21 protein-coding genes and 1 pseudogene are annotated in these 25739 nt (G+C 69.2%); 5 read left to right on the forward strand and 17 right to left on the reverse strand.

Going from position 1 to position 25739, the window contains the following annotated elements; all coding sequences use genetic code 11:
• Positions 1 to 40: 40 nt before the first annotated feature.
• The 5 genes from ACFY15_RS33900 to ACFY15_RS33920 all read right to left on the reverse strand — a co-directional run bounded on the left by ACFY15_RS33900 (position 41) and on the right by ACFY15_RS33920 (position 11294).
• Positions 41 to 850 carry a serine peptidase gene (locus ACFY15_RS33900; protein WP_390826739.1) on the reverse strand — a complete coding sequence of 270 codons (810 nt, stop codon included), beginning with the start codon at positions 848 to 850 and terminating at the stop codon, positions 41 to 43.
• Entirely contained in the window at positions 847 to 5334 is a 4488-nt protein-coding gene (locus ACFY15_RS33905; protein ID WP_390826740.1) for an AAA family ATPase, read from the reverse strand. The genes ACFY15_RS33900 and ACFY15_RS33905 overlap by 4 nt, the downstream gene beginning before the upstream one ends.
• A gap of 511 nt (positions 5335 to 5845) precedes the next feature.
• On the reverse strand, positions 5846 to 6676 hold the full coding sequence (locus tag ACFY15_RS33910; RefSeq protein WP_390826741.1) for a hypothetical protein: 831 nt from the start codon (positions 6674 to 6676) through the stop codon (positions 5846 to 5848).
• A gap of 14 nt (positions 6677 to 6690) precedes the next feature.
• A complete protein-coding gene (locus tag ACFY15_RS33915; protein ID WP_390826742.1) occupies positions 6691 to 9162 on the reverse strand; it encodes a WD40 repeat domain-containing protein in 2472 nt (823 codons plus the stop codon).
• Entirely contained in the window at positions 9159 to 11294 is a 2136-nt protein-coding gene (locus ACFY15_RS33920; protein ID WP_390826743.1) for a hypothetical protein, read from the reverse strand. The genes ACFY15_RS33915 and ACFY15_RS33920 overlap by 4 nt, the downstream gene beginning before the upstream one ends.
• Positions 11295 to 11884: 590 nt before the next feature.
• On the opposite strand from ACFY15_RS33920, the gene ACFY15_RS33925 reads away from it, so the two are divergent.
• The 3 genes from ACFY15_RS33925 to ACFY15_RS33935 all read left to right on the forward strand — a co-directional run bounded on the left by ACFY15_RS33925 (position 11885) and on the right by ACFY15_RS33935 (position 13510).
• Positions 11885 to 12253 carry a DUF317 domain-containing protein gene (locus ACFY15_RS33925; RefSeq protein WP_390826806.1) on the forward strand — a complete coding sequence of 123 codons (369 nt, stop codon included), beginning with the start codon at positions 11885 to 11887 and terminating at the stop codon, positions 12251 to 12253.
• Positions 12254 to 12418: 165 nt separating this feature from the next.
• On the forward strand, positions 12419 to 12715 hold the full coding sequence (locus ACFY15_RS33930) for a hypothetical protein (protein WP_390826808.1): 297 nt from the start codon (positions 12419 to 12421) through the stop codon (positions 12713 to 12715).
• Between the two features lie 234 nt (positions 12716 to 12949).
• The gene (locus ACFY15_RS33935; RefSeq protein WP_390826809.1) at positions 12950 to 13510 is read left to right on the forward strand and encodes a DUF317 domain-containing protein; all 561 of its coding nucleotides are present in this window, start codon (positions 12950 to 12952) and stop codon (positions 13508 to 13510) included.
• 58 nt (positions 13511 to 13568) lie between these two features.
• On the opposite strand, the gene ACFY15_RS33940 is transcribed toward ACFY15_RS33935, so the two are convergent.
• The 11 genes and pseudogenes from ACFY15_RS33940 to ACFY15_RS33990 all read right to left on the reverse strand — a co-directional run bounded on the left by ACFY15_RS33940 (position 13569) and on the right by ACFY15_RS33990 (position 21943).
• On the reverse strand, positions 13569 to 14057 hold the full coding sequence (locus ACFY15_RS33940; RefSeq protein WP_390826744.1) for a hypothetical protein: 489 nt from the start codon (positions 14055 to 14057) through the stop codon (positions 13569 to 13571).
• Between the two features lie 37 nt (positions 14058 to 14094).
• Positions 14095 to 14769, reverse strand: coding sequence for a hypothetical protein (locus ACFY15_RS33945; RefSeq protein ID WP_390826745.1), 675 nt, complete (start codon positions 14767 to 14769; stop codon positions 14095 to 14097).
• A gap of 96 nt (positions 14770 to 14865) precedes the next feature.
• Positions 14866 to 15258, reverse strand: coding sequence for a hypothetical protein (locus tag ACFY15_RS33950; RefSeq protein WP_390826746.1), 393 nt, complete (start codon positions 15256 to 15258; stop codon positions 14866 to 14868).
• Between the two features lie 142 nt (positions 15259 to 15400).
• A complete protein-coding gene (locus ACFY15_RS33955; protein ID WP_390826747.1) occupies positions 15401 to 17110 on the reverse strand; it encodes a mobilization protein in 1710 nt (569 codons plus the stop codon).
• A 14-nt stretch (positions 17111 to 17124) separates the two neighbouring features.
• A complete protein-coding gene (locus ACFY15_RS33960) occupies positions 17125 to 17814 on the reverse strand; it encodes a plasmid mobilization protein (RefSeq protein ID WP_390826748.1) in 690 nt (229 codons plus the stop codon).
• Between the two features lie 91 nt (positions 17815 to 17905).
• Positions 17906 to 18097 carry a hypothetical protein gene (locus ACFY15_RS33965; protein ID WP_390826749.1) on the reverse strand — a complete coding sequence of 64 codons (192 nt, stop codon included), beginning with the start codon at positions 18095 to 18097 and terminating at the stop codon, positions 17906 to 17908.
• On the reverse strand, positions 18094 to 18348 hold the full coding sequence (locus tag ACFY15_RS33970; protein ID WP_390826750.1) for a hypothetical protein: 255 nt from the start codon (positions 18346 to 18348) through the stop codon (positions 18094 to 18096). Before ACFY15_RS33970 ends, ACFY15_RS33965 begins: the two co-directional genes overlap by 4 nt.
• Before the next feature lie 443 nt (positions 18349 to 18791).
• A pseudogene (locus ACFY15_RS33975) lies at positions 18792 to 19206 on the reverse strand (DUF2637 domain-containing protein); the annotation flags it as partial.
• An 82-nt stretch (positions 19207 to 19288) separates the two neighbouring features.
• Positions 19289 to 19939, reverse strand: a complete 651-nt coding sequence (locus tag ACFY15_RS33980; RefSeq protein ID WP_390826751.1) for a WhiB family transcriptional regulator — start codon at positions 19937 to 19939, stop codon at positions 19289 to 19291.
• Positions 19940 to 20051: 112 nt separating this feature from the next.
• Positions 20052 to 20807 carry an ATP-binding protein gene (locus ACFY15_RS33985; protein WP_390826752.1) on the reverse strand — a complete coding sequence of 252 codons (756 nt, stop codon included), beginning with the start codon at positions 20805 to 20807 and terminating at the stop codon, positions 20052 to 20054.
• Entirely contained in the window at positions 20804 to 21943 is a 1140-nt protein-coding gene (locus ACFY15_RS33990; protein WP_390826753.1) for a hypothetical protein, read from the reverse strand. Before ACFY15_RS33990 ends, ACFY15_RS33985 begins: the two co-directional genes overlap by 4 nt.
• A 1034-nt stretch (positions 21944 to 22977) precedes the next feature.
• Here ACFY15_RS33990 and ACFY15_RS33995 point away from each other — a divergent pair.
• Positions 22978 to 24324: a helix-turn-helix transcriptional regulator gene (locus ACFY15_RS33995; RefSeq protein WP_390826754.1), complete on the forward strand. Its 1347-nt coding sequence runs from the start codon at positions 22978 to 22980 to the stop codon at positions 24322 to 24324.
• Between the two features lie 226 nt (positions 24325 to 24550).
• On the forward strand, positions 24551 to 24976 hold the full coding sequence (locus tag ACFY15_RS34000) for an acyl-CoA thioesterase (RefSeq protein ID WP_390826755.1): 426 nt from the start codon (positions 24551 to 24553) through the stop codon (positions 24974 to 24976).
• A 73-nt stretch (positions 24977 to 25049) separates the two neighbouring features.
• Here the strand turns inward: ACFY15_RS34000 and ACFY15_RS34005 are convergent, their stop codons facing one another.
• Positions 25050 to 25604 (reverse strand): AAA family ATPase, encoded by a 555-nt coding sequence (locus ACFY15_RS34005; RefSeq protein WP_390826756.1) that lies wholly within the window; start codon positions 25602 to 25604, stop codon positions 25050 to 25052.
• Positions 25605 to 25739 lie beyond the last annotated feature (135 nt).

Genomic DNA, 25739 nt, shown 5'->3' on the forward strand with positions numbered 1-25739 from the left:
GCAAGCTCCGCTGCTCGACCACCCGCATCACGAGCCTTGTTCAGGCTGTCCTCACCCTGCATCTGGCCAGCTCAGGCTGAAGATGGAAAAGGCTCGGTGTGTCGGCGTGCTGGTCAACGGGGAAACGGTCGCCAAGCCGATGAGGAATCGCCACCAGGTCCCCTGTGTCGGCGAGGTTCACCCAGTAGCGGACCCCGGCAGGTCGAGCACCCCGATCGGCGATTGGCGCGGGCACCAGGTGATCGAAAATCCCGCTCGGCAGGCCAAGGGGAGAGCCCAAGGTCACGAAGCAGTCCACGGTCAGTTCCGGGTGAGCATGGAGAGCCTCGTACGCGACGACGGAGCCGAGGGAGTGCGCCAGCACCACGCGGGGGCGCACCCGTCGGATCGACTCGGCCACGGTAGATAGGGCGGCAGCCCGTACCTGCGGAACGTGGAGATAGCGGCGGACCTCGCCCGCCAGCTGGACGGCAAGCCGAATGACCGTCCCGATGGGGAGGTTGCGGCGTCGGGAAACCCAGGACAGGACCTGCCGCAGTGGTGCAGTAATTAGTCCCTGTCGTTCCTGGAGGTTGGGTGAACCTAGGGCCATCGCCCAGGCGATGACGACGGACTCTTCTCGTTCGTCGAGGGCAAGTACATCCGGCACGACAGCCTGCCGCTCCGCGGCGTGGGTGTGGTGAGCGTAGTACGCGGCGTGCAGGGCAGGGAGCCGGTGGTCGCCCAGTCCGGCGGCCTTGAACCCATGCTGAAGTTTGAGCTGCCACTGCCCTGCTAGTTCGGTGGCCGCCTGTTCCGGCGAGCGGCCGCTCAGGTGGTTGCCGATGCCGTGCACTGCGACGATCGTCACTGCTCTACTCCTTGCTCCGGGTAACAATGAACGGAGTACGCCGGGAATCGCCACGGGCCACCGGTGGTCACGCCGTCGACCTTGCTCATCTCGTACCAGTGTGGCTCCAGCCGCACGACGTCAAATCCGTCGGGCTTCAGTACGTCAACGAGAGCATCGTGGAGTTCGGCCGTCGTCGCAGTGACGGGGCGAGCGTAGACCAGGCCGAAGGAAGGCGGCAGCCCTCCCTCCCACTCGCTGACGGTGTACAACTCCCATCCGTCTGCGCGGGCATCGCCACATAGCAGTTCGCCCGGCAACCAAGCCAGGACGTGGGTGACGTGGACGGTCAGCCGCGTCGGTCGGAGTGTCGACGCCGCTGCGGAGCAGGCCCAGCCGAGGGCCGTGACATGGCCGGCCTTGCTGCCTACCAGCACGCCACTCTTGTAGGGGGCGATCGTATGCACTCGATCCGGCACTGGGGCCGGAGCTCCGAGTGGATCGCCGGATTCGGCATCCCATGCCTGTACCTCCGCCTCGCTGACAGCGGCCACGAGTATCGGCCTGCCGTTCACTTGGCTGACAGCCATCACCCGAGGGCCGGCCACAGGGACTGAGCCCACAAGCGAGGCCGTGACAAGGTCCCAGATGCGCACCTGATCGTTGTCCGACGATTGCTCGGCGGCCAACAGGCGCCCGCCTTGGATCGCGATCGCTCCGATCCGGTCCAGCGTGATCGATTGCCGCAGGGTGCTGTCAGCCAGGGACCAGAGACAGACCCTGTGTTTGTTGTGGACGCTGATCAGGAGAGACTCGCCGCCTACCATGCCCGCGACCAGCTCCGTGACCGGCCCCTCCACGCCGACGAGGATGTGGGAAGGCGACTCCTTGCTCGTGTCCCACACATGGATGCTGCCGTCGGCACCGCCAACCATGGCCCACACCGAATCGCCGTGCGGCATAGCGGCCAACGCGGTGGCCGGGGCCTGCAGGCGGACCGTCGATTCGAGGGCATCCTCACGGACATTCCAGGTGTCGAGCTCGTTCTCCGTCGTCACCGTGACGGCGTAGGACGCGTCGCCAGCTGTCACGGTGACGGCGTGGCTGAGCTCGCCCAAGTCGGTCAGTTCGTGCTCCTCGGCGCCGGTGCTCAGGTCCCAAGCCTTGATCTCACCAGACGCGAGTTCGGCGCTGAGGGCGAGCTCCGAGCTGCCGAGCCGGATGACGCCGAGGATTGCGGCGGGGTGCCACTGGTTTTGGCCGTGACCGAACCGCGGGCAAACGTCGAGGTCCCACACCCGCATGTTGCCATCGCGATGGGCGGTCAGCGCGAGCTGAAAGCGGTCGACTTGACGGATGTCTGCGAATGTCAGCCCGCGGTCTTCGGCCCCGGTGACGACGTGGACGGTCTCACCGTTCCCCCTTACCGCGTACATGCTGGGGTGGTAGGCGATGAGGGAGTACAGCGGGGTGCGCGCGTTGGTGGGCTGGATCCGCACTTCCTGGAGCGGTCCCTCCGATGAGATGGTGACGGGCCGCTCGTCCAGGTTCCGCAGCACCTTCGGCCCATGTCCCTGAGGCTCGGCGGACACACAGTGGAAACTGAGGGAGCCGTCTGCGGACTCCACGCTGAGCAGCGAAGCGATGGCGTCGTTTCCGGCTTCGACGGTGTCGAGGAGCCTGCCGAACGACTCGCCTAGCAGGCCGACCAGGCTGATCTCTCCACTGACTCGACCGACTGCAAGGGCCGTTTCGTCGCCGGTGCGGACGACCGTCAAGGCTGAGACCCGCGCGCCGTCGAGGCGTGCGTCGTCGACGAGTGCACCCGTCGCGAGGTCGTACAGTTGGAGTACGTTTTGGTCAGTGACCGAGGCAATGACCGTCCGCTCGTCCAGATCTGCGATCGCCACCTGGGTGATGGCACCCTCGTCTGTCCCGGGAGCCGAGAAGTACCGGAAAGAATCGTCGGGGCTCGGCGTGATGTCCCATGCCTGGAGGGAGCCGTCGGTGCCGGCGAACACGGCGAGAAGCCGTCGTTCGACAGCTCCCAGGGCCAGGGCTGACACCGTGGCACCCAACTCGTCCTCGCCGATGACGTGGAGCAGGGACTCCTCGGGCAGGCCCGTGCTCCACTGCGTGTGGAGCGCGGCCCGTTCGTCGTGGAGACGGCGTGCCAGCCCGGCTGCCTGGTAGGTCGCCAGGCTCTGCTGAAGCCTCGCACGGCGCGTCTCCAGCGGCATGCGCTGGCCAAAGAGGCTGCCGATATCGAAGCGACCGGAGGCTGTCCTGTACGCGACCCCGGCCCGCCGCGCAGCCGGGGTCCTCGTCCGGTGGACGGCCTCCCAGATGCTGCTGCGGTCGGCACGGACTAGGTACTCCGGGTCCAGGAACAACTGGTCGACCGCGGATCCGCCCGGTACAGCGACGGCATGCTCCATAAGATGTTGCAGCAGATACGGTGCGGCGAGGTCCCACCGAGGCCCCGCAGCGGCCCACCGCCCGGGGACGGCCGACAACAGCTCTTGGAAGAGCGTGTCGGCGAGCCTGTCGAGTTCGGCCCCGGCGTCACGGAAGTGCTCGGTGATCGTCTCGTGGAAGAACCGGTAGAGCTGACGTCCGTCCGCATCGACGTTCGTCCGCAGATAGAAGCGGGCGGTAGCCAGCTTCTCGCGAGCCTCGCCCGGGGTCAGCGGGCGGAGCTCCTGACCCGCGGCCGTGGCGGCAGCGATAGCCGCTGCGGCCACAAGCTCCAGCGGCATACCCTGCCCCCGCGCTTGTGCCAGCCCCACCATCAAGTGCCGCATCCACGGGTCGCCGTCCAGCGTGGTCCGCAGGTGCAGTTCGAGCAGGTGTGGCAGGCTCTGCGGTAGTCGGGCGACTGCCTCGGCGGGGTTCAGGGGTACACCGGTTCGCAGGAAGTCGGCGAAGAGCGCTGCGACGAGGAAGGTGCTCCGATCGGGGCTATGTGCGATCGCGGTAGCGACCGAACGGGCTACGGACTCACGAAGGGCCTGGTCGCCGTAACCGGGGGCGCTATACAGGATGTCGGCGATGTAGGTCGTGAGGTCGTCCGCGAGGTCCTGGACACCGGAGGAGGTGTCCAGGTCAAGGACCATCCCGTGGGCACCGGGCACCTCCCAGAACTGGTGGCCGTCCGTCTGCGGCGGGCGCATCCCCACGAGCGCTCGGAACGCGGGGCGGCCGTCAGAGCGGAGCGTGCGCAGGAGCTCGGGTAGCAGATCGCGTACGATGCGGCCGCTCTCCAGGGCTTCGTCAATGGCATCGAGGATGAGTACCACCGGTTCCGGCAGGTCCTGGGCCATGCGTTTGAGCTCGTCCAGAGCTTGCTCACTGCTAGCAACGGCCGGCTCCGCGTCCTCGGGAGTCAGTTGAACCATGATCGAAGCGATCACCTCGTCCATGCTCCGGTGCCGGGCATGGACCGCGACAAGATTCGGGTACCGACGCTCCGGGCGGTACTGAGCAGGAATGCGACCAACCAGCACGGTACTCAGCTCGGCGAGCTGGGCGTGCGACAGGAAGACCGTCACCCCCAGCAGCGCCGACTTTCCGGCCCCAGGGCTTCCGGTGACCAGCAATAGGGGTTCGTCGCTCGCCAACCAGGAGCGAATCTGGGTCAGCTCTTGGGTCCGCCCAGTGAATAGGCAGCCCGTCATCGCAGCGGCGTCGTCCAGGCGTCCGGACGCCCGGGTGAGAAAGTGCACTGGGTCCAGACCGGGGTCGAACTCCGCCGCCAGCTCCCGAACTGCCAGCCGGAGTCGGCTCCAAAGCCGCTGCCAGCCGTCAGTGCTAAACGCCGGGTTGGCGAAGAACTCCGGTACCGGCAACGAGGCGGCTCGGCGAGGCGAGTGCATCACGGTCTGCGGATACCCCTCGCCGAGGCGGACCAGCTCCCGCGCGATCTCGTCAGCGACAGCCTCCACCGGAACGTGGGACAGAGCCGGAGAGAGATCCCAGTGACCCAAGCGAAGCCGCTCCAGCGCCCGGGCCGTGGCCTTGGTGAACCGTGCGTCGAAGGCGCTCTCGTCCGCCGTGCAGGCCGCAATTACCCAGGTCCTTCGGTCGCCCTCAGGAACGTCCTGGAACAGCTGGTAGTCCGTCGCGGCCCCTGCACCGCAAACATCGAGCAGGAACAGGACGGGCGACTGGTCGGAGCCGTGCTCGACCTCGTTCAGCCATCGGCCGACATCGATCGCTGACTCCGGGAGGTCGGCCGGACTGCTGTCGTGCACTTGCAGGTACAAGACCCGGCCACGAGAGACCCCATGACCGGCAAAGTGAACGATACGCGGCCGGCCCACCGAATCGTGCCGCAGGTGCCGCCAGCTCTCCTCGACGCTGACCCGGTCCGCGTCGATCACCGGTTCACTGACGTTCAGTCCGTCGAAGCGCGAGAGCACCACGGCGAGTTCACGCACCTGCGGTTCAACCGACGGCAGCGGAGACAACCCCTCCGACGTGGGGCTCCACTCGCCGTCGGCCACGTTCTCAAAGGCCCCAACCCCGATCAGAAGTGCTCGAACCATCATCCCCCCGTGTCCGAACGATTCGGCCTCCAGACTATCGGGATCGAGGCTGGTTACCCCTCACGGCTAGATTCACTGTCAGAAAAGCCGAAACGGCTGGGTTAGCTGTCAAACGCCTCAATTGGATGACTGTAGGGTCTCGCGACTCATGCCATGGGACTGCTCGCTGATCTGGCGCTCTGCTAGTTGTCTCACCTGTGGCATGGAAATTGCGTCTCACGAGGGCGGCCATTTCCTGAGTGCAGACGGCGGCAGACTCCGGCGGAGACCTCGGACTCGAGCCAAGCGACCCTATGTCAGCCGACGCCTGCGGAGGCTGTGGGGTAGTCAACCCCCGGTGACAACGTCCTTACGCCGATACGGCAGGGTGCCGATCATCGCTCGGCGCCCTGCCCAACGGATCCGGGCGCCCGGGCTGGTGGGACGCTCCGATGGCCGGCCACCGGTACGACCCGTCCGGGAGAAGGCGTTACCTGAGGAACGGAGCGAGTGCCTTGGCTGTGGCGGAGCATTTGAGGTAGGAGGCGGCCTTGTGGAAGCTGAAGGCGCCGATGCCAGTCGAGACGTTCGAGTCGACGTCGTCGAAGTGGTTGGTGAGGGGTTGGGGGATGGCGACCAGGTCTCCGGGGTCGGCGATGTTGATCCAGTGGCCCACCGTCTGCGGCCGTACTCCCCTACCCGACCTGGGGGTGTGCTGGAGGTGCGGGAAGACGATGTCCGGCATGGCCAGCGGCGACCCGATGGTGAGCAGCACGTCGACCTTGTGGGCGTGCCGCCAGAGCGTGTCGTAGGCGACGACCGAGCCCAGTGAGTGGGCGATCAGAACCGTGGGGGACTCCTTGGCGATGGCGTCCGCCAGCCGCTGTTGCACCGCCTGGCGCGCAGAGGAGTGCAGGTAGCCGACGAGCTCGGGGAAGTAGGAGGCCACGAACCTGCGGACGAGTTTGGTGTCCAGCCCCTTGCGGTGGGCGACAGCGTCCGCGACCCAGCGGACGGGCGTCAGGACCCGGCCCTGCGCCTTGTTCAGGTCGAGGCCGTGCAGTTCGCCCCATCGGCGCGCGGCGTCTGCAGCCTCGGGTGACAGGTGGTCGAGGTCGTCAGTGGCGCCCTGCGCGGCGGGACCGGTGGGACGCAGCAGGTCCGCGTAGTACACCAGGCGCATGTCCGCGGCGTCCACGGGAACGGGCAGTTCCCGGTTGAGGGCCTGGTGCCAGACCGCGCCGAGGCGCGCGGCGGCCGCATCGGGTGTGCGCGCCGGGTCGTACTGGTTGACGCCGTGGATGGCGAGAATGCGGGTCATCGGCTTCCTTCTCCTCAGTGTTCCGGCTGGGTCGGTCGGCTTGACGGGGCGAACACGGAGACCTCGCGCCCGTAGCCGATGGCCAGGACGCCGTCGGCGTGGGCGACGGTCTGGACGTAGTCCGGGAGGTCGATGCGGTCGAGCTGGGTTCCGGTCGAGGTCTGCCAGATGCGGACGGTTCCGTCGGAGCTGCCGGAGACCAGGGCGTCCACGTGACCGACCCGGGAGAAGGCGAGTGAGCGCACGGGGCCTGTGTGGCCCAGCAGGGTGCGCAGTACCGTGCCGTCCGCCAAGCGGTTCAGGGTGATACGGCCGCTTTCGTCGCCTGCAGCGGTGACCGGCTCACCGGCGACCGATCCGATCGCCACCGCCTTGACCGGTGTCCCGAAGCGGTGGCTGCGCAACAGGCGCCCGGTGCGCAGGAGCATGGTCCGGCACGTGCCGTCATACGTTCCGCTGAAGACCACCGGTCCGCGTGGGGTCTCGGCGACGGCCAGTGCGGACACTCCGGCATCCCTGCCACGCCCGGGCGGGGCGAGCAGCCGTGGTTCCTCACCCGTGCCCGGGGACCAGACGGCCAGCGCGCCGTCGTTCCTGCCTGCGACCACCTGAAACCGGAACAGGTCCGGGGCGAGGAGGGCCAGCGTGGTGACTGCGCTGGGTCCGGGGTCCGTGCTTGCCCGCGGCTCCGGCATGCCGTACTCCCACAGATGCAGCCGACCCTGCTCGCCACCCGCGGCGATCCAGGTGAACCCGCTGTGCGTGAGGACGTCGGCGGCCTGGAGAGGCTGCCCCTCCGGATCCGCGAACTCCCGTACGTTCTCGCCGGTGCCCGCGTCGAGCACCCGGATGGCTGCGTCGCGGCAGGAGGTGACGGCGTACAGCCGTCCGTCGATGCGGTGGAGGCCGAGGGTGCGGACCCAGTTCGGATGTTCGCCGGGAAACCGGCCCGTCCGGCGGTTGCGCAGGTCCCAGGTGCGCACGGTTCTGTCCTTCGACACGGTCACCGCCATCGGGCGGGTACCGGACAGTCCGGACAGGGCCGGCTCAACGCGGGTGACCCCACTGGTGTGGCCGGCGAGGACGTCCCGCAGTGCGCCCGTCTCCCCGTCCCAAGACCGGACCGTGTCGTCCTCCGAGGCGGTCAGCAGCACGAGGCGGCCGTCCACGGTCGTGGTCACGAGATCGGTGACGGAGCCGGCGTGCGCGCGTTCCTCGTGCAGCAGCCCGCCGGAGCCGAGGTCCCAGGTGCGCAGCATGCCGTCCCGGTGGCCCGCGACGGCCCGCCAGCCATGCGCTGACGGGTGGATTTCGATGGAGTCGACCTCGTTACGCACCCCCCGGGGCGGCCGGCCCTCGGTGACCGCAGGGTGGAGCAGGGAATGGACCAGCAGGCCGCTGTGTGCGTGGAAGGCCGTACAGGCTCCGCTCGCGTGGCCGACGACCGCGACGCACTGGCCGTCGACGTCACGGGTGGCGAGGGCGGTGATCCGGTCCGCCGCGTCGCCGTTGCGGCGCAGCACGTCCCGGTACCGGAGCTCGCTGCCGGGCAGGGCGAATGCGCTGACGTAGCTGCCCTCGGTGACGGCGAGCGCGAAGCGGCTGTTCCCTTCGCGGCAGACGGCCACGAACCGCACCCGCTGTCCTGCGGCCCTCACCGGCCGGGGAAGCTCCGATTCCGCACGCAGGTCGGCCACGTAGGGGAACGTCTCCGTAGCCATGGCGATCAGACCGGAGTCGTCGATGGCGAGCTGCCTGACGGGAGATCCCACGGACACCGAGCCCATCGGACGGCCGGTCGACAGATCCCACCGGGTGACCCGATCGCCGCCGGTCAGCAGAACCGGCAGGCCGTCGAGAAGAGTGGAGGCGAGGCTGGTGACCGGCGAACCGTGGAGCAGCACGTGCCGCGTCCGGCCGGTGGTGAGGTCCCAGATCCGAACCGTACGGTCCTTGCTGCCCGTTGCCGCCACCAGACGGCCGGCGACCTCGGTCACGGTCAGGGCGGTGATGGCCTCGGCGTGGCCGGTCATGGTGGCGCCGGCCGATGGGGAGACGTTGGTGGCGCTCGACCACACGCAGTGCCACGGCAGCACGCGGCCGCCCGGCAGACGTTCCATGCTCGCCGCCAGGTCCCGGTGGCCGAGGCGCAGAGCGTCAAGGGCGAGGATCTGACGTCGCGCTCCTGGATCCACCCGCTGGTGCCAGCTGACGGAGGCGCAGTACACGTCCAGCAGCTGCTGGATGAAGCCCCCGTACACGTCCCGGAAAGGGGAGAGCGCTGAGGTGACGGACCTCGGGTCCGCGTTCACCAGGTACTCGCCGTCGGAGAGGAGTTCGCCGAGCAGGTCGCCGCCCACCCGGGCCGCGTGCTCGGCAGCATGCCGCCGCAGATAGGGATCGGCGAGATCCCAGCGCCGACCGGTGCCGTAGCGCGGCACGCTGGACAGCAACCGTCGGAAGACGGCCTCTTCGTCCTCGGTCATGACGCCGTCACCGGGCCAGCACCCGGTCCTTCCTCCGGTCGGTCTGCGAGCGACCCGGCCAACGGGCGGCCGGATCCGCCGCGCGGGTGGCGCAGCAAATGGTCCACCAGCTCCTGGTGGAAGAGCCGGTAGAGCGTCGTCCCGTACGTCGGGTCCACGTCCTGCCGGAGGTAGAACGCCACGTGGTCCAGCGCCGAACGGACGTCGGCACGGGTCGGTTGTGCCTTCCGAGGGTGGAACACGGGCGCGACATCGGCGATCGCGTCGGCGGGCATTCCGCTGCCCGCGCTGAAGGCCAGGGCTGCGAGGACCGGGCGTGCCCACGGATGGGTACGCTCCTCACTCAGCTGTGTCTCCAGCAGGGCGGCGAAGGTCAGTGGCAGTCCGCTGAGCGCGCGCTCGAGCTCCGCCTCGGTGATCGGGGCCGCGGCCTCGAGGTACCGGACGGACAGCTGGGCCATGAGGAACTCTCCCCCTTCGGCATGGCTCTCGATGCGTTCGGCCGCGCCCTCGGCGACCATGCCCCGCTCCTTCCCGCGGGTGAGGTATGTGTCCGTATAACTGAGCATCTCGTCGATGTAATCGGTCAGGGCCTGCCTGAGCCCAGCCCGGTCGGCGGCGTCCAGGTTGACCAGCGACTGGCGTGCGTCGCCAGCGGCCTCCGCCAACTGGGGAAGCTTGTCCCAATAGGGGCGCACACCCACGAGGAGTTGACATGCCCGCCGCCGGCCGCCGCCCCGGTCCTCCCGGTTCGCCAGCGGCAGCAACAGCTCCACACTGATCTGGACGCTCTCGATGGCTTCGTCCAGGGCATCCACCACGATCAGAGGTTCCTCCGGCAGCCCGGCGACCGCGTCGACCAGTTTCTGAGCGGTCCAGCCTTCCGGCGGCAGCGGAAGATCGAGCTGGGCGGCGACCGTGTCGACAACCTGGCTCAGGACCATGCCCCGCGCGTGCACCGCGGCCACTCGGGAGCGGGGATGGGGACGGAGCTTCGTCGGGATGCTCTGCATGACCGGCCTGAGTCTCTTGACCAGTTGCGGGTGGGCGCAGCAGACCACGACGCCCAGCAGCGCAGACTTGCCGGCCCCGGGACTCCCGGTGACGACGCAGAGCGTCGCACCTTCCTCCGCGCCGCTCTCAAGCCAGGCGCGGATCCGTTCCAGCTCCGCTTCACGACCCTTGAAGTGGCAGGTCGACTGAGTCTGCTGCGCCGTGTCGCGCCCGGATGCCCGTGACAGGTAGTGATGCACATCGAGCGACTCGTGCACGTTACCGACGATGAACTCCTGCAGGTCCCAGTAGTTCTTCAGATTCAGGACCTCTGCGGGGTCCTCGCTGAACCACGGGTTGGGCAGGAACTCGGTCACGAGCCCGTACAGGTCGCTGGAGACAACCTCCTGCACTGGATGGCCCGCGGCCGTGGACAGCTGTCGCACCCGTTTGTGCACCGCGTCCTTGAACCACGTGAGACGGACGAAGCGCTCACTCGGGTGGATCTCACTGTGGCCCTGAGTCAGACCTTTGAGGACGTCGCTGACCGCCTGGGAGAAACGTCCGTCCCATGCCTGGTCCTTGGACGGGCAGGCCGCGATGACGAACGCACGGCGGTCGGCGAACGTGATCGCCTTGGTCGGATCGATGCCGGCCCCGCTGTGGCAGACGTCGAGCAGCAGCAATATGTGCCCGGAGCACCTGCGCGCCTGGGTGAGGAACCGTGTGATCCCGAAAACTGTCTCGAAGACGTCCCGGTGGTCCGAGGGCAGGGAGTCCGTGGCGACGACGCACAGCTCGTTCGAGCCAGGTTCGATCAAGCCGTGACTGAGGACATGGACGATCGCATCCCCGCCGTCCCTGATGTCGCTCAGCAACTGGTTCAGGCGACCGGCGACGGTCGAATAGTTCGGGTTGTGCAGGTGATCCGGAGGACCGGCCAGCACTCCCGACAAGCGCTCGGCAACGAGCTCACCGAGGTGCTCGGCGAACTTGAGCTCATCCCAGGCCGATCGTTCCGGTGGGTCTTCCTCGTCGTCTTCCTCGCTGTCGGCGCCGGCGTGCGCAAGCTGGAACTCGGACACCGAAAGGACCACGGCAAGGTCGTCGGCCTTCCCCGGTAAGTCGTCCCCAGCCACGCTTCACACCTTTGCCGCCTCGCCCGTGATCGCTGCAGAACAGGCTAGGAGACGGAGCGACTGCCGGGATGGGATTTCGAAAACCTTCCCTTCGATCGGGCCGGCTTGTTCGCAGCTGAGGATCATTTCCTTGGGGCCGCCCGGATAGGACCCCGCGGGGCGCAGCGGGACGCGGTTCTTGAGGAATGCGAGTCTGACGGTCGAGAGGCTTGTTCCTTCGTGGTCGGCGATGTCCTGGAGCGAGGGGTGGTCCTGTTCGTACCAGGTGCGCCACTGCTCCAGGCGGGTGGCGGTGTGCCGGTCAGATGGGCCGGACTGCCCAGAGGCTGTCCAGACGGGGGCTGCACTACTTCACTTTCACCCAAAAGAGTGAGCAGAGTGGGCTGGGGAGTCTCAGATCCGTGGCCAGTCGGCCACGGGTTGGCCAACCGCCGCGAGATTTGGCCACGCCGTCTGAGATCCCACGAAAAAGGACATGAGTTCGCCGGTGGCAGACAGGAAAGATCCCGCAAGGACTGGTGCAACGTTGCAGTGCATGTCAACCTAGACGACCTTCCCCCGACTCGGGGTTTTCCCAGGTCAGAGAGGTGATGCTTGTGACTGTGGAGCTGTCGAACGCCGGATTTCGCACCACGATCGAGAAGTTGCGTTTGCATAGCTGGCTGCTGGGGCCCGGCCAGCCGACCGAGGTCATCGACTGCTTCCCCGAGGCGAACGGCGACTTCACCCTCATCGTCGACGACCGGGCCGACACCCATATCTCTTCGGCCGATGGCAGGCTCTATCTCGGCTGGTTTCCCGAAGGCCGGCCCGGAGCCGAGGACGAGGGCTGGGTCCTGGCCGTCACCGGCACAGCGAAGGTTCCCGGCTACCGCGTCGTCTTCGACCCGCAAACCCCGGCACGGCTCGTGGCCGCTACCGTTTCCGAGGTGCTTGCCACCGCTCGACGGCAGCACTGACCATGCCTCCGCCTTCCGGCTGGGATCCTCGCCTCCCGTCCTCCGGCGGCTCCGCTGTCCCCCGTGGTCTGTTCTCGCAGACCGCGCGGCGCACATCCGCACCCACCACAGCGCTTTCCACCCGTGAGGAGAACCGTGGCCCCTCAGCCCGAGCCCGGCGCCGAGATGACCGTCGCCGATCTGATGAAGCACCTGTCCGTGGCGGACCCCTCCGCCCGTGTCCGGCTCGCGATCAACCCCTTCTTCGCCATGGCCCACAAGATGGGTGCCGTGATCGTGGGCGCGGACCATGACGGACGACCGGTCGTGTATCTCGCCGAGGACGCGAAGGCGGTGCAATACGGGAACCTGCCCAGGCCGGTCGCCGAGGCCCTTACCTGGATGCCTCCGGTCGGGCCGCCTGCACGGGGACGGCGGCTGCGCGCCGTCTCCGACGGCGATACGAGCCGCGACACCCCTTGACGACAAGGAGCACTTCTGCCCCCGTCCCCTGACTTCTCTTCCCTTCCCGCGTACTGGGTCACCCCGCGCCATCTCGCTGGCGACGGTGGCCTCCTTGCCGACCAGGTCGGCTCCCACCTCACTGCTGCGGGCTGGACCAGCCTCACCCTCGTCCGAGGCCGGCGTGAACCTGGGGAGTCCGACGACGCCCGGCAGGTTCTTCGCAGCACCGTCCTGTACGTCGCTCCGGACGCACTGAGCTGGGCGCAGTGGGTGCTGGCCGATGAGCCCATCCTCCTGGGCGATCAGCCGGTGGCGTGGACGGTCTCTGCCCGGGCTACTCCCGACAGCCTTCCCCAGTGGAATGCGTACTTCTCCGCTGGCACCCCGCCCGAGGCCGTCACCGACTTCCTGCTCGCCCTGGAGGACCGTCCGGATTCCGCCCACGGCTACGCCGGACCGCAGGCGGTTCTCGACGCGCTGGCCGGCGGCGGCTGGGTCCGTGACATCGACACCCCCACCGCCATGTCCGACCCGCGGCTGGCCGCCAGCATGGTCTTGACGACCTTGCCGGACGAGGGCATTCAGGACGGCGACCCGCTCGTCCTCGATCCCGAGGCGGAAGCGGCGGGATGGCAGGCATGGTGTGAACCGAGGATGGGCGCCGGGCTCCTGTGGGCCGCCATGTTCTCCGCCAGCACGCCACATGATCTCGTCGCGGCCTTCGCCGCCTCTCTGGCCTCGCCAGCACCGGTGCTGCGCCACACCTTGCCGGAGAGCAGCGAGGGCCAGCTCACTGTGCAACCGACTGTCTGACACGCCGACGGCCGGACCCCCTTGGGTCCGGCCGTCGGCCTTTTGCGTGGCAGTACGGTCACGGATCGATGTGCGGCTCCAGGAGACGGTCGCGATGCCTGCCGACGAGACCGGCGCCCCGCCCGGCCTCGGCGTTTGTGCGCGAGTCGGGCGGGGTGCCAGGCGATGGCGGTCGCCTTTGGCGCCGGTCAGCGGCCGTGGCCCGTGGCACCTCCGCGCGGCTGGTCACCGGGCTTGTGCCAGTGCGCAGCAGGGAGACCCCCGTCTGCGGCCAGGCTTTCCGTGAGATGGGCAGCACGGGCACGGATGCCGGAGCGGCGCTCGCCTGGGCGTTGGTTGCGCCGAGCAGGGACTGCAGCTCGGCGAACGCCGCCGTGGCTCGTTCACTCTCCTGTAGCGCGACTTCCCCGCGGCGCCCGGTGGGCCTGGCGCCAAGGATCTGCGTCCGGTCTGCTCCGAGGGCAGCGAGGGCCGTCATCAGCCGCACCTGCGGATCGCCGGCGGCGGCGAGACGGGCGAGGGCCTCGGCGGACACGAACTCGGTCACGGAACCTCCATATAGGAGAAGGGAGGGGACAGGGGGCTCAGCGGGCTGTTGCCTTGGCCAGGGCGGCCTGCCCGTGGACTGTGACTTCAGCCGGGCTACCGGAGAGGACCAGGAGCACGGCCCCGGCGCGAATCACGGTCTGCTGGACGATGGTGCGCCGCCCGCCGGCGGTGACGGTGAGGACCTGCCCCCACTGCTCGTCACCGAGACGGGGCACGGGCACGGTCTGGGTGCGGATCTCCGCCACGGTGGTGGCGGTGACCAGCTGGTACGACGGGCAGGCGCCCATCGCGGTCATGATCCGCCCGACCCCCGCGGAGAGGTCCTTGGACGGTGCGGAGTACAGCTCCTCGGTCAGCTGGGTGCCGCCGGGGCCGGTGAAGACCCGCTTCCCCTGGTTCGGGAACATCGCGTACGGGTTGTCCGCGGCGCTGCCCAGCTGCTCCAGCTGCGGGCAGCCCTTGACGGACGCCTCGGGCGAAGCCGTGGTTGCGGCGGGGCGGGCGGCGTAGCCGGGGCCGAGATCGTCGGCGGTGAGCAACCTGTCCGCCAGCCGCTCCGACGGCAGCACTCCGTGGTCGCCGGAGGTAGGTACGGGCGTCTCCGCCTGCGCCGGGGCGGGCGCGCTGTCGGAGGGCGGGGCGGAACAGCCGGTCAGGGCCCAGAGGGCGAGGCAGGTGCTGGTGAGGATGGCGGAATGGCGAAGGCGCATACGGGTTCCCTGGGTCGGATGCGAGTGGGCTGACCGTGGCCGCCTCCTCCGAGCGGCAGGGCAGGAATACAGGGGGTCCAGGGGCGGGGTGCCGGATCAGTGGTCGAGGGAGCGCAGGCCCTCCTCGAGCGTGCCGAACTTGCCGTTGCTCGGGCCGCTGTTGCGGTTGTACCAGGCCACGTCCAGGCGGGGCTCCAGGGTCTCGTGTCCGTCGCGGCAGCGCAGCCAGATCCGGCCCTGGGTGCACAGGATGACCCAGTCCCGGTACGCCTCGCACTGCGGGCAGGCGCGGACCTCACCGTCGACGACCAGGGGGCGGCGCCACGGCATGAACCGGCCGGCCAGCTCGTCGTCGGTGTCCATCCGGAAGTCCGGCGGCAGGAAGTCGTCCACTACCGGAGCGGCCGGAGCGGGTTCGGGCGTCGGCTGGGCGGGCTCGGGCCACTGCGGCTCCGCGTACGCCAGCCACGGGACACCCGCCGGCCCCATCTTTCCAGGCTCCTGCTTCGCCTTCCTGCGACCGAACACTTGGGCTCCCCTCCCAGAGTTGGCTCCCCGCACACGGCGGCGGGTCATGAAGCGTGCCCCGCCGCCCCCATCTGCGGCAACTCACGAATTCCTGAAAGCCGGGTCACCTCCGGCGGCGCTGTGGGCCCTTCGCGGCCGGGTTCCCGGCCTTCCGTCCGGCGGGGTCCGACGGGACGGAGCCGCCGTCGGGCAGGGGCGTCGCCTGGGCGTCGGCCGGCAGGTCCGCGGCGTGGCGCAGCCGCCACACCAGCACGTCCGACACCGACTCGGCGCTCGCCAGCTCCCGGCGGGCAGCCGCATCGGCCAGCAGGGCGGTGGCGTCGTACCCGGCCGCCTCGGCATCGGCCAGGGTCGCCGCCAGCGCCGCCCACCCGGCTTCCGCCAGGACCTGCTCCGCCAACGCCGACGGCAGTGATTCACGGACCCGGAGGACCTGGCGGCGCAGCACCGGAAGAGCGAGCGACCGGCCCCGTACGGCCAGCACACCCATCGGCTGCGCGGCGGCGGCCCGGTAGGCCGTGCGCAGGTGCTCGGCGGCCAGCTGGGCGGCGGCGGCCTGCTGGGCGTGTGCCTTCTTCCCGTGCCAGTGCGCGGCCACGGTCACCAGGAAGAACACGGCGTCGATCACCATCGCGGTCGTCGCGCCGTCTTCCCCTCGCCCGAGCGTAGGACCGCTGTAGACGAGGTCGCGGGCAGCCTGGCGAAGGGCCCGGTCGTGCCCGCGTTCGGCCCGCACGTGGGAGCGGGAGGCCCGCTCGAACACGAAGGCGGCTTCTCGTAGTTCGCGCCGGGTGTGGGCGGCGGACGTCTTCGCGAGCGCGTCCAGGACCTCACCGGCAGCCGCGATGTACGCCGCGGCCACCCCGTCGTCCGCCCCGTCCATGACCAGCACTGCCTGCCACAGCGCCGTGCTCGCCCGGCGCCGCGCCGATGCGGGCCCAGACGGCACCGTCTGCTCAGCGACCAGGCTGTTCCGGCGGCCGGACCAGCGCTCCCGGATCCGCGGCAGGGACAGGTCCGGGCCCAACTTCGAGCCCGGGTAGAAGACCGGTTCCCCTTGGGCGTTGACGTCTCCGGGCAGCGCGACCGTGTACCCCAGGAGGTCGCCGGACGGTGCGACGCGTGTGCGCACCAGAACGCCGGCGGCGCCCAGGCGGTCGAAGAACTCCTTCTCGCTTTCTGCGCCGGCCACGGCCCGCCGGACGGTCTCACGGAGTTCCTCGCGGGCGGTGCGCTCACGGCCCTGGCGGGCGGCCTTGTGGCGTTCGGCACTGGTGGGCCGCTTGGCGGCGGTGCCGTCACCGGGGTTGAGGCGGCGAAGCCCTAGTTCCTGCTCCAGGCGGCGGGCTTCGGCCTGGACGCGGACGGCGTCGAAGTCGAGTTCCGGCCGGTTGCCGTCCTCACGCACCAGGGTGGCCAGGATGTGGATGTGGTCGTCCGCGTGCCGTACGGCGACCCAGCGGCAGCCGGAGCCTTGGTCGGGGTCGTCGATCCCGGCGGCGGCGACCATGCGGCGGGCGACGTCGCCCCATTCCTCGTCGGACAGGGTTCTGTCGGTGGGGCCGTTGCGCACCGACAGGTGCCACACGTGTTTCGCCGGCCGCTCGTCTTCGGCGAGCAGGACCAGGGGCTGGTCGAGGAGTTGCTGGAGCTGCTTGTACGTGACCTCGGGATCGCGGCCGGGGTCGGGGGCGCCATGGTCCCAGGAAGCCACCAGGTGCGGGTCGACGTGCTCCTCGGCCTTGCCGGGCCCGTACAGGTAGTACAGGAGGCCGATGGTGCGCTGCCCGCGCTTGTGGATCTTGGGGACCATGGTGGTGTGGAGTCCTAGGTGTGTTCGAGGAGCTGGTCGGTGGCGCCCTGGACGCGGGCGGAGGCCCGGTGGACCGCGTCGAGCACGGCGTCGAGCTGGGCGTCGGGTGGCTGGGCACCGGAGTTGATCGCGCGGGTCAGTTGGTTGAGGTTGTTGCCGATCTGTCCGAGGTGCCGACGGGCGGCGAACAGCTCGGCGACCATCTCGCGGCGCCCTGCGATGGCTGCGGCGCTGGCCTGCGGATCGCGGGCGGCGCTGAGGGCGGCGCGGGCGAAGAAGCCGGCGAGGGTGACGCCGGCTGTCTTGGCGGCGGTCGCGACGAGCGCGAGCTCGTCGTCGCTCATACGGACGCTGCACACGTTGGGGCGCTGACGGCGCTTGTACGTACGGCGTCGCGTACGGGCGGCTGCGGGTGCAGCGGAGGCTGACGCGGCTTCGTGCGTGGGCTGTTGGTCCCCTCCTGGCTGCGATCCGCCCTCGGTCGCAGCCTCCTCGTCAGGCGTCCCCCGGCGCCGGACGAGGCCCTGCCCCCCAGGGGCAGGGAACCCTTTGGACACTCCGCCGATGGTGGAGTGTCCAAAGGGATAACTTGCTCTTCCTGGGTACGAGTTGGTGCCGGGCGAACGGTGGTCACGTTCGGGGGATTCGGCCGGTCTGACGGGCTGGTCCTGCTCCGCTTCGCGCGGGTTCTCGGCTGAGGTCATGGGCGTTTCGGCTCCTTCCGGGAGGCCAGGTGCGGGAACGGGGCGGCGGCCCGGGTGCTGGTCCGGGCCGCCGTACGGGCATGGGTGCGGCTCATCTGCACAGGGGGCAGCGCGTGTAATGGCGGGTGAGGGCCTTCGCCATGTTCTGCTTCACCGCCAGGGCGTGCCGCGTGCTCGACTTCGAGGCGGTGCTGCCCGCGTGACGGGCGGCGTGGTTGCGCAGGAACGTGATGTCGCGTTCGTATCCGGCCTTCAGGTCGGTGAATCGGTCGCACGTCTTCATCGGCGGGTGGCTCCTTCGGAGGAAGTGGTGGAGGCGGTGGCGGCCCGAAGCGCGGTCAGGACGGGACCGATGTGCTCGTTGCCGAGGGGGATTCCGCGGGCGCGCATGATGCCCCGCAGCTGGGTCCTGGTGATCTGCTCGTTCCCCTCGGCCGCCAGGACTGCGGGGACGTCCGGGAGGACCAGCTCGACGACCTCGGCCTCGGACAGGCGACGCGGTCCGGTCCGGCGGTCCGACCGTCCGGCATGCACCTTCGCCCGGACGGTCCGGGGGCGAACAGGGCCGGTCCGAGCTTGACGCGGTCCGGGTTTCGGTCCGGGTCGGGTCGGTCGGGTGGGGGTGTCGGTCTGGTCCGGGTTGGGTCCGGTCCGGGTTTCCGTGCGGTCCTGTGGTCCGGCGGTCCGGCTTGGGTCCGGGTCCGGTCCGGGTTTCGGTCCGGGTCGGGTCGGTCGGGTGGGGGTGTCGGTCTGGTCCGGGTTGGGTCCGGTCCGGGTTTCCGTGCGGTCCTGTGGTCCGGCGGTCCGGCTTGGGTCCGGGTCCGGTCCGGGTTTCGGTCCGGGTCGGGGCGGTCCGGTGGGGGTGTCGGTCTGGTCCGGGTTGGGTCCGGTCCGGGTTTCCGTGCGGTCCTGTGGTCCGGCGGTCCCGCTCGGTCCCGGTCCGGTCCGGGTTCCGGTCCGGCTGTTTCGGACGGGCCTGGCGACGCGCTGCTGGATCTGCCTCATCAGGACTCCGAAGGCCAGCATCGCGCCGGTCGGTGGGACCGCCGCAACCAGGTAGTCCAGGAGCGGGACCGGACCGGCGGTGGTGCCGTTCACGCCGGCCACGTTCAGGGCGATCGATCCGAGTGACCCGACAGCCGTCAGTCCGACAGCCCACCAGTCCGTCACCCTGCGAAGTCCGGCCCGCAGCATCAGCAGTTCGCCGGCGACGATGAACATGTCCAGCGTGGCGGGCCAGGCCCACTGCCGGATGGGCGAGCGGTCCAGGCCGTGTCGCCCTGCTACTTCGGCGAGGTGGGCGTAGGAGAGCCAGAATCCGGCGCCGGTCAGGACGATGATCACTGTCCCGGCAGCGATCAGGGCGTATCGGTCGGCGGTCTCCTCGGTCAAGGGCTTCCTTTCTCCGGGCTCGCTGGGGGATGTGGTGTGCGTCCGCCGGTTCTGGACCGGGCGGGAAGTAGCGCCGGGCAGGTCAGGCCGCCTTCTTCAGGGCTTTGATCAGCTCGTGCGTCTGGGCCTGGCGGGGCACTTGACAGAACGTTTCCTCGGGGGCGGTCTCGTTGCTGCTGACCTCCTCGTCCTGGTCGAGGGCGTCGGCGTCTTCGCTGTCCGCGGCCGGGACGTTCCAGTACCGGTCGCGGTCGGCCACCGCGTGGCGGGCTTCGCGCAGGAGGTCGCGGGCGTGGTCGAGGTCGATGCGGAGGGCGTAGGCCAGGCGTGCGGCGCTCCAGCCGCGGATGTAGGCGGCGCGGGTGACGGTGTCGCGCTCGGATGCGGTGAGGTGGACGTCCCGGCCCATGAGCGCGGCACGGACCCGCTGGTAGTCGAGGCGCTTGGCGACCTTGGCGTGCCACGGCTTGCGCTCCGCCTCGGTCAGGCCGCCCCACATGCCCCAGCGGATGTCGTTGTCCAGAGCGTGCGTGAAGCAGTCCTGACGAACAGGGCAGGCGCCGCAGAGCGTCTTGGCCTCGGCGATGGCGGCGTGGGCGCGCGGAGCGGAGAAGAACATGCGGTCGGCCTCGTCAGGGGTGAGGGCGTGGCAGTTCCCGCGGGCGTGCCACGAGATGTCGGCGATGCCGCGCAGGTCCGAGACGGGCTGGGTGTCGGTGGTGATGTGGCGCATGGGATGGGTCTCCAGGGCATGCCGGGCAGCGGCGAGCGGGTGCGGCACGCAGCGGCGGGTGCCGGTGGACCGGCTCGCGGGCCGGGCGGTGGAAGGTGGTGGGCGCGGCGGGTCAGGCGGCGCGGAAGCGGCGGTCGGGGCCGTCGAGGTGGACCGGGGTGCACATGCCGGACAGGCGGCTCAGCACGCGGTCGCCGACCTTGTCCCGCAGCACCGGCTGGCTGGAAACCATCCCCGGCATGCGGACCGGCGGCAGGTTCGAGGTGACGATCGTCGGCAGCTGGTTCTGCGCCCGCCAGTTGAGCAGGCGGAAGGTGATCTCCTCGTTCCACTCGGACGCCTTCGCGGCGCCGAGGTCGTCCAGGAGCAGCAGCGGTATCCGCACGATCCGCCGCAGCAGGTACTCGGGATCGCCGCCGCCCCGGGCCCGCATCTCGCCGTACAGGTCGGCGGCGGTCGTGGCGTACCAGCGCACCCCGCACCCGGCGGCGGTCAGGGCGCGGATCGCGGCGTACGCCTGGTGCGTCTTACCGGCCCCGGTCGAGCCCCACAGCAGCAGGCTGCGGCCATGGGTGATCTCCCGCTGTCCGGCCGTCCCAAAGTGCGGGATCAGCGGGCTCGCCGCGTGGCCGACGGCGCTGCCGGCGATGGTGCGGACCCACTCGGCCACGGCGGGATGCTCAACCTGCGCCTCGCGGTAATCGCGTGGGATTCGCAACTGAGCGGCCTCAAGAGCGGGGATCGCTTCCGGGGTGTCCGCGATGGGGGCGGTGGGGTCGATGCCGCGCTCGGCGAGCTTGCGCCGCATCCAGGCCATCGCGGCGTTGTCCGCGGTGGTCTGAGGGTCGGCGAGGCTGGTGCGGTTCACAGGGCGACTCCGAAAGTCCCGGCGGGCTCGGTGGGGTTGAGGTACGGCGTGTAGGCGGGGGAGGCGCTGGCCCAGAGCCCCGCGCCGGAGGCGGAGGACGGGCTCGAGCTCGACGACGGCGCTGGCCCGGCGTTGAGGAGCTCGTTGACCAGGCTCGGCAGGACGCTGGGGTTCAGCCCCTTGGCGCGTAGCCGCTCCAGCGCCGGCCTCAGGACGTCGGGGCCGTAGCCCTCGTCCAGCAGCGAGCGGATTTCCTTGCCCAGGTGCCCGAGGACCTTCTTCGGCGGACGTCCTCCGGGGCAGCCGCGCAGGTACTCGGCCATCAAGACCTTCGCCGACCACTCGCTCGCGTCGGCCGCCTCCAGCGCTGTCTCCGGGGAGGAGCCGAGCGCGGGCGCCTCGCGCCCCCTACGGGAAGATCCAGGATCCAAGATCCTAGATCCAGACCGTGAACCCTCAGTGAATGTGGCGCCCGTCACGTCACCCGCTTGGGCTGCACTGCCCTGACCTGCAGATTCCCTTGCAGGGCTTGCGAGGGGCGGGCACAGGGGCGATGTGGCCTCGATCTCACCCTCCTGGGTGAGAGTGGTGCGCGTCACGGTGAGGGTGGATGCGGGCGAATCGGACGGAACGGTTCGCGTGAGCGCTCCGTGAGTGGTCGCGGAGTCGTCTCCGCCGACGGTGTTGGCGGGTGCCTCGTGGGCTCTGGGGGGCGGCTGTCGGGGGCCGGCCGCCGCATGGGTCTGGGTGTGGCACTGGGGGCGGTCGCACTCGCCGCACGCCTTCGCCGCCTCGTGGGTCGGGCAGCGGGGCAGTCGCGACTCCGATGCGCGGTTGATCTTCTGGTGCCGGTCCCAGGTCACGATGTGCAGCCAGGACTTGCCGTCGCAGCCGGTGTACCGGCAGACCAGGCCGGCCTCGGCCAGCTGTTCCAGGTCGCGGGCGACGTGGGCGGGGGTGTGCTCTGGTCGCAGCGCCCACAGTCGCCCCGCGATGATGGCCGAGTGGTCGCGGAACCGGCCGGAGTCGTCCGCCTGTGTCAGCAGCCCGAAGAACGTGAGCACCGCGGTGACATCGACGGCGGCAAGGTCCTCGGATTCGAAAGCCTCGGGCTTGATGGTGCGAATGCGTGCCATCAGACCTCACCCCGGCGCCAGACGCTCAAAATGGGTGGGTGAGCGGTGTCCGCTGCACCGTCCGCAGCGGCGGCCCGAGGGTCCGGCCTTTCGCGCAGGGGCGCGCCCATGCAAAACTCTCCCTAAGTGATGCCGCAGCCGGTGTGCCCCGTTGGAAGGGCCGGCGCGGTGATGACGGGTCTCTCCGGCTGTTGCCTCGGCTGGAGATAGGACTCTTCGCGTCCGGCGCCCGGGAGTTGCCTCTCCCGGGCGCCGATTGCTTTTACGGACTAGCCGCTTGGTGCGTTCTGCGTGCGTTCCTTTGGTCGGTCACCGGGTTGCCTCCCGGTGGGGACGACGAACATACGCAGACGTCCGCACAAGATCCAGACCTAGCTCTACAGAGCGTGAAAAGTTGTACACGCCAAGCATTTCGCTGCTGTGTCGGCGCGTGCGGATGTGAGCCGCTGTTCGGTGGCGCCGCTCGTGTGCGCTCCGGGCACGCCAAGAAAGATCTTCAAAAGAGCCCCCAGGTTCATGAACCGGCAGGCTGTCGCTCTGTACCGGCTGGTCAGGTTTGGATTTAAGCTCGCAGGCAAAGGCTTCGTCAACGGCATCTCAAGGGCGATTCCACGCGCGTAGATGGATGTGTGGGATGTGTGGAGGTTGCATGGGGAGTCCTGGTAACGCCCTGTATTTTCAAGGGGGTTGGATAGCTGGAGTCGCCCTGCTGGGGTGATCGTCTGCGGCATGAATGATCATTCACCTTCTTGCAAGAAAAACCGGCAAGGATTTGCCGCTTTCCTGATCATGGAAAACCGCAGGTGAGGGAATGTCCAGATTCGTCATGGAAGGCGGCCGGGTGCCGGGGGCATGGTTGCACGTTTAACCAACTGCCCTGTGGTCGAGGCCACAAATTACTGGTCGGTACTACTTAGGCGTATCGTCTTTGTGGGAGACACCAGGCCGGGGGGCCAGCATTCATGCTGCCCCCGTTTTTTCATGCCCTCAGGCAGGTGCCTCCCGTGTAGAACACGGAGACAAGGAAGAGCCTCATGGTTGCTCAGGGGATAGTCCCCTTCGGCGATGACCGCGCCGAGAACAAGGGCGCACGCGGCGGAGAAATCGCCGGTCAGTTCATGGGGTTCGGTGGGTGGCTGAAGAGATGGCGCCAGGCGGCGGGGATCACTCAGGCCCCGGTGGCCAAGGCCCTCGGTATGGGGGTGCGGACTTACCGCAACGTGGAGAAGGGGGCCGTTCCGCCCCGGTTCACCAAGCCCCAGTGCGAGGCGCTCGCGGATCTGCTCGGGCTCGACAAGAGTGAGCGCCACGCCCTGCTGCTCTACAACATTGGCACCACGCTCGATGGTGACCCGCAGATCGACGCCAGTCCGGAGCTGCGCCGGGCGCTTCGCCTTCTGATCGACAGGCAGATGCCCTCGCCTACGTACCTGACCGACCGCAATTGGAACATCCTCGCGTACAACGCGGCGATGGCCGAGTGGTGGCCCTGGGTCATGGAGCCGCGCGCCAACCTCATGCGCTGGGCCCTGACGAACCCCGAGGCCCGCACCCAATACCACGACTGGGAAATGCACGCCGCGGCCTACATCCGTTTGCTGAAGTTCGCCCAGGCCACCCACAAGGACAACGTCGAGCTCATCGACCTGATCGCCGAGGTTCGCCAGAACCCGGACGTCGAGCGGATATGGCGCACCGAGGCCGACCTGGAGGCCGACAGGGACGGCCACGTCTTCCGGATGATCATCCCTGCCCTGGGCTGGGAAACCGTCGAAGTCGTCTCCCACGTCCTGTACCCGGCGTCGATGCCGCACTGCCGGTTCGTGGTGATCACCTGGGTCGAGGCCGAGTCCTCCGATGACGAGACCGACGCCCTGGGTGGCAAGCGGAACGCCTGGGCCCATGCCGATCCCAGCACGTCCACTCCGCAGCCCTCTGCCCAGGCCGAAGCCGATGCCGCCCGCCGCCGCGCGGCCCGCGCGCTCACCGCCCGCCTCGTCGTCGACAGCGCAGACGAAGCCGCAGCGCTCGCCGGCCCCGACGGCGTCCCGCTCCCAGCACTCAGCGTGCTGGCCGGGCCGGAGTGCCGACTCACCCTGTCGCCCGAGAACCACTCCGTGGTGTGGGCCATCCAGGAAGTCCCTGGGGAGTGGGGCATCACGCAGCTGGGCGCCGGAGCCGTCGTCGACCGCATCCACCAGCCGATCGTCGACCCCCAGGCCCGAGCGGAGTTGAAGCTACTTCTGCGCGCCTCGCTGCCGGACTCCGACCAGGCGGCCATCAGCCGGCTCCATGGGCAACTGCCCCAGGTCGACCTCCGGGCTGCCCTCCTTCGCGAGATCTTCAACGACCTCCAAGAGGGCGAGCGCCCGCCCCACTAGCTGGTGTGGCTGGCCCATTGGCCACGAAGAGCAACTTAATGTCACGACTGGTGCCGTCTCCGTCTGGGGGCCAGGGGCTGGGGCGTGGCCGTTCGGGCGGCAGAGAACGTCCGGACGGCCGATCCCCGCAGTCCCTGGGCCGTTGTCGATGGAGGGCGTCAGTCCGTCCTCGGATCGGCCGGGCGCCTTGAAGGTACGGCAGATCCCAGAGCCCTCAGGAGTCACTGTGTCCCGACACATTTACGACTGCCCCGTTCGCTGGTCGGACCTCGACGCGAACGGACACCTCAACAGCTCCCGCTACGGCGTCCTCCTGGAAGAGACCCGCATGCGCATGTTCAGCATGCTGGTCCCCCAAGACCCCGCCGAGCGCCTGGCCCGCAACTTCCTCCTGCGCGAGCAGACCATCCGCTACCGGCACCCGCTGGAGACGTGGGAAAACCCGGTCCGCATCGAAGCCTGGGTGACCGACGTCAAGCGCGTCTCCCTCACCTTCCACTTCGAGGTCAAGGACGACGAGCACGTCTACGCCACCGCGACCTCCATCGTGGCCGGCTACGACTCCATCCGGGGCGGTATCCGCCGCTTCGAGCAGGACGAACTCGAGGTGTTCAACAGCTACGCCGACACCACCCAGGCCACCGACAGGTGAACCGCCACCGCCGGGCCCGCCTGCGGGGCTCAGGGGAGTGGACGCATCCGCGTGGATGCCCACTGCTTTGAGGTCAGCGCGCTCGGACGAAGGACCCGATCTCGGCCACCCCAGGCCGGTAGCCGTCGGACGTGTCCACGAGCAGGGTAGGCGCGTCAAGGGAGATGTCGACGAACCTCTCGGGGCTGTAGGCGCCTACGGCGATGTCGGTAAGGAGCTGGCGGTCGCCGTGGGCGGCGCGATGCCTGTCCGAGTCAGCGCGTTCGGTCATGCGCTCGATGATGGTCGGTGTTGGAGTGGTGCACCGGATGATCCGGAGGTCGGCGATCTTCGTTAGGGGTTCGAGGCCGGGGCGCCAGAGCCGGTCTTGGTAGGCGGCTTCGGCGACGACGGTGACGCCGGCCTTGAGGAGCACGCTGAGGGTGTCGAAGAAGGCGTGCATGGCAGGGATGTTGAGCGGGTCGTCCGTGCCGGGCTGGTAGGCCGCGGTGCTCATGACCATGCCCTGCTTGATCTCGTCACGGATGATCGCGGGGCAGCCGAGTTCGTGGGCGAGGCTGTGCGCGAGGGTGGTCTTTCCGCTGGCGGGTGGACCGCTGACCACCACGAGGGTCGGCCGTCTTGGCATTTGCTGAGCTCCCGAGGGGTGAGCCGGTACGTCGGCGCCTGGTCAGGAGATGGACCGGGCCGGGGTTTTGATGAGCTGGAAGGCGATGAATCCGGGCTGTCGGCTCAGTTTCTCGTACACGGCCGGGCGCTGGTG

Source organism: Streptomyces sp. NPDC001373 (assembly GCF_042895815.1).
In the GTDB taxonomy this organism is placed as follows: Bacteria; Actinomycetota; Actinomycetes; order Streptomycetales; family Streptomycetaceae; genus Streptomyces.